A 3207-nucleotide genomic window follows, 5' to 3' on the forward strand; every position below is an offset into this window, starting at 1 on the left:
AATTGGTATTAATTGCTTAACATAATTGGTATTAATTGCTTAACATAAATACAACTGTGATCACTAAGGTTAAGCCGAGTACTCTATTCACGATTAATATTTGTTGCGGTGAGCGTAGTAATTTTTTCATCATCACACCAAAATAAGCCCAAGATAGAGTGCATAACGTCATTATCACTAGAAATACACTGGTAATGGTCATGACTTGTGTATTGTAATCTCCAGATAGATTAATAAATTGTGAAAAGGCGGTCATAGCTGCAACCCAGGCTTTTGGGTTTAAGACTTGAATACCAAAGCCACTCAAAAATCCTGGTGATTTAGTTTCACTATTCACTTCTTCAAATTGAAAACTTGCCATGCACCAAGCCACATAAAGAAGGTAAGCTGCCCCTAACAATTTTAATGTTAGGTAGATGCTTGGATAGTGCGTTAATACTTCCAATAAACCTGCACTGACACCTGCAAAAATCACTAATACCCCAAAAGCTGTACCAGCAACAAAGGGCAGAGCTGCACTAAAACCATGGCGATTAGATATGCCCAATAGCGTAATATTTCCGCCTCCTGGAGTTAATGACATTGAGATAGCAAAAAAGATAAAGGCAATAGCAACTTGAATATCCATAGAGTGGTTTCCTAGTATGACGGAGATTATTTTATGGTTAATAGTGTATCTGTTTGTTTAGGAATTAAGTTGCTAATTAGGCTATGATAATGTTTATTACGAGCATAATATTTCTTGGTGAGTTATGAATAAGAAAGAAAACCCTAACGGTGAGATTGACGCGACAGATTTATCTTTATTGAAATACATTCAAGCTGATGGGCGTATTAGTAATAGCAAACTGTCTGAAAAAATTAACCTCAGTGAAACACCCTGTTGGCGTCGCTGGAAAAAACTAGAAGAACAGGGCTATATTAAAGAATATAGTGCGGTGCTAAACCATAAAAAATTAGGGTTTGGGGTAAGTGGGTTTACGCAGGTGTCTTTAGGGAGTCATGCGGAGCAGAGCACTGATCTCTTTGAGGAGTTTGTATCCAACACTAATTGGATCCCAATGTGTCATTGTATTACCGGAGATGCAGATTATATTGTGCAAATTATTGCCAAAGACTTAGATGAGTATTATCAACGTATTCATCAATTAAGGCGTATTCAAGGAGTGAGTGGTTTACATTCCAGTATCTCAGTTAAAGAGATAAAAAGTGGTCATAGTACGCCTTTAGATTAACTTTTATAGTTAGTAGAGTTTGAGTGTTTTTTGTTAGGGGGCCACTTGTAGAACAAGCGGCCAGATAACTAGCGGTTAAGTGCTTAACCTTGTTCTAATAAACGTCTTAGGTCTATTAAAGCAGCATTTGCACGTGAAACGTAGTTGGCCATTACTAACGAATGGTTTGCTAGGAAGCCAAAACCACTACCGTTTAATACCATTGGGCTCCATACGGCTTGTTGGGTACCTTCAAGGTCACGGATGATCTGTTTTAAGCTAACTGTGGCATTTTTCTTTTCTAATACATCAGCAAAGTCAATTTGAACAGCTTTTAAGAAGTGCAAAATAGCCCACGTTGAACCACGGCTTTCATAAAATACATCATCAATTTTAAACCAACTGGTTTGTATTTTTAATTCTTCAGAGGTTCTTGTTGATTGTTTCGCTGTTGTATCACCTGCCAAGTTAGTATCGAATATATCATTACCCACACTGGCACTTAAGTTTTGTGAGATGGAGCCTAGGCGCTTTTCAATTTCACGTAACCAATCACTCAGGTTGTCCGCACGAGTGTAAAACTGAGCTTCAGTTTCATCTTCTGCGCTTAAACGAGTGCGGTAACGGTTAAACGCTTTAATCGCATCTTTATACTCATTTTCAGCACTTGGTAACACCCAATTTTTATGCGAAATATTCACTTTATTTTGTGCTGTTTCTAGGTCTTTATCACCCGTGGATTGTGATTGAGAGCGACTAAAGTCTAAACGCATGACTAATGCTAAGTCACGTACCTGCTCCAGTACACCATATTCAAAGGCTGGCATATTATCCATGATTAAACCAGGAGGAGTGACATCGTTAGATAATAAACCACCAGGTTTATTGACTAGCCATTCAGTCATATCAATTAAAGTAGTAACAGTCGCGTAGCCTGGCACTAACTTCACATTTTCAGCTTGTGCCGCTTGTTGAACGCGTGACTTCACATTGTATGATGACGGCATCCACCCCCACCAAATTGAAAGTATCCATGAGATAAAAATAACAATGATTAAAAAGGGAATTGCAATTTTCTTTAGTGAAGTAAGCATTATAGGCTTCCTATTTTAGTATTAACTATAATATGACTGTAGCATAACCTGAGTAAGAATTATCCTTTGTAGATAATAATTAAATAGATGAATTCTAAAACTTAATTGTTAAACTTAGTCTATTCAAATTATATATTCACTTTACATTTTGGACTTTAGATGAAAATTTCAATGATAGTAGCAATGGCTGAAGATCGCGTAATTGGGTTAGATAACGATATGCCTTGGCACTTGCCTGCTGATTTACAGCACTTTAAGAAAACCACTTTAGGTAAACCTGTGATCATGGGGAGAAAAACCTATGATTCAATTGGTCGCGCGCTACCGGGGCGTTTGAATATCGTGTTATCAAGAGATGCAAACTTAACTATTGAAGGAGTGACTTGCGTTACTACCGTAGAGCAAGCGATTGCTGCGGCCGAAGGTGTTGATGAAGTGATGATTATTGGTGGAGCAACCATTTACGAGCACTTTTTAGCGTCTGCTAATCGTTTATATTTGACTTTGATTGATTTAAAAACTAAGGGAGATACACATTTCCCTGACTATCAAGCACAAGGTCAATGGCAAAAGGTCAGTAGTGAGCATTATGCTGCGGACGAAAAAAATGCCTATGATTTAGAATTTGTTACAATGGATAGAATATAATACCAATCATAGTAAGTAACTGATCTATTTTACTTGTTAAAACAACTTATTTTTTCGTTGTAAGTTTCGTATAGGGAACAACCATTTACATCAACTTACGCCTCTAACTAAGCCATTTTTCCGGCGCAAAATTTAGATCAGTTATTTAATACAATTGGTATTAGCCACAAACTCACGGGAAACTATAATGATGAAACATTTAATTGTAGGGTTAACCGGCTTACTGGCTTTAGCAACGACCACTTCAGTGT

Annotated in this window: 4 protein-coding genes; 2 read left to right on the forward strand and 2 right to left on the reverse strand. The window is 37.3% G+C overall.

Features of this window, described 5'->3' with window-relative positions; all coding sequences use genetic code 11:
- Positions 1-31: 31 nt before the first annotated feature.
- Entirely contained in the window at positions 32-628 is a 597-nt protein-coding gene (locus tag DS885_RS07680; protein ID WP_113818852.1) for a LysE family translocator, read from the reverse strand.
- 124 nt (positions 629-752) lie between these two features.
- On the opposite strand from DS885_RS07680, the gene DS885_RS07685 reads away from it, so the two are divergent.
- Positions 753-1235 carry an Lrp/AsnC family transcriptional regulator gene (locus tag DS885_RS07685; protein WP_113818853.1) on the forward strand — a complete coding sequence of 161 codons (483 nt, stop codon included), beginning with the start codon at positions 753-755 and terminating at the stop codon, positions 1233-1235.
- Positions 1236-1318: 83 nt separating this feature from the next.
- Here DS885_RS07685 and DS885_RS07690 read toward each other — a convergent pair whose 3' ends face one another.
- Positions 1319-2308, reverse strand: coding sequence for a DUF2333 family protein (locus DS885_RS07690; RefSeq protein ID WP_113818854.1), 990 nt, complete (start codon positions 2306-2308; stop codon positions 1319-1321).
- Between the two features lie 159 nt (positions 2309-2467).
- On the opposite strand from DS885_RS07690, the gene folA reads away from it, so the two are divergent.
- Positions 2468-2956: a type 3 dihydrofolate reductase gene (gene folA, locus DS885_RS07695; RefSeq protein WP_113818855.1), complete on the forward strand. Its 489-nt coding sequence runs from the start codon at positions 2468-2470 to the stop codon at positions 2954-2956.
- Positions 2957-3207 lie beyond the last annotated feature (251 nt).

The sequence above is a fragment of the Psychromonas sp. B3M02 genome, from assembly GCF_003318165.1.
Lineage (GTDB): Bacteria > Pseudomonadota > Gammaproteobacteria > Enterobacterales > Psychromonadaceae > Psychromonas.

Coding starts and splice junctions, on each gene's coding strand:
- DS885_RS07690 (WP_113818854.1), bottom strand. CDS start 2,308: ATGCTTACTTCACTAAAGAAAATTGCAATTCCCTTTTTAATCATTGTT.
- DS885_RS07680 (WP_113818852.1), bottom strand. CDS start 628: ATGGATATTCAAGTTGCTATTGCCTTTATCTTTTTTGCTATCTCAATG.
- folA (WP_113818855.1), top strand. CDS start 2,468: ATGAAAATTTCAATGATAGTAGCAATGGCTGAAGATCGCGTAATTGGG.
- DS885_RS07685 (WP_113818853.1), top strand. CDS start 753: ATGAATAAGAAAGAAAACCCTAACGGTGAGATTGACGCGACAGATTTA.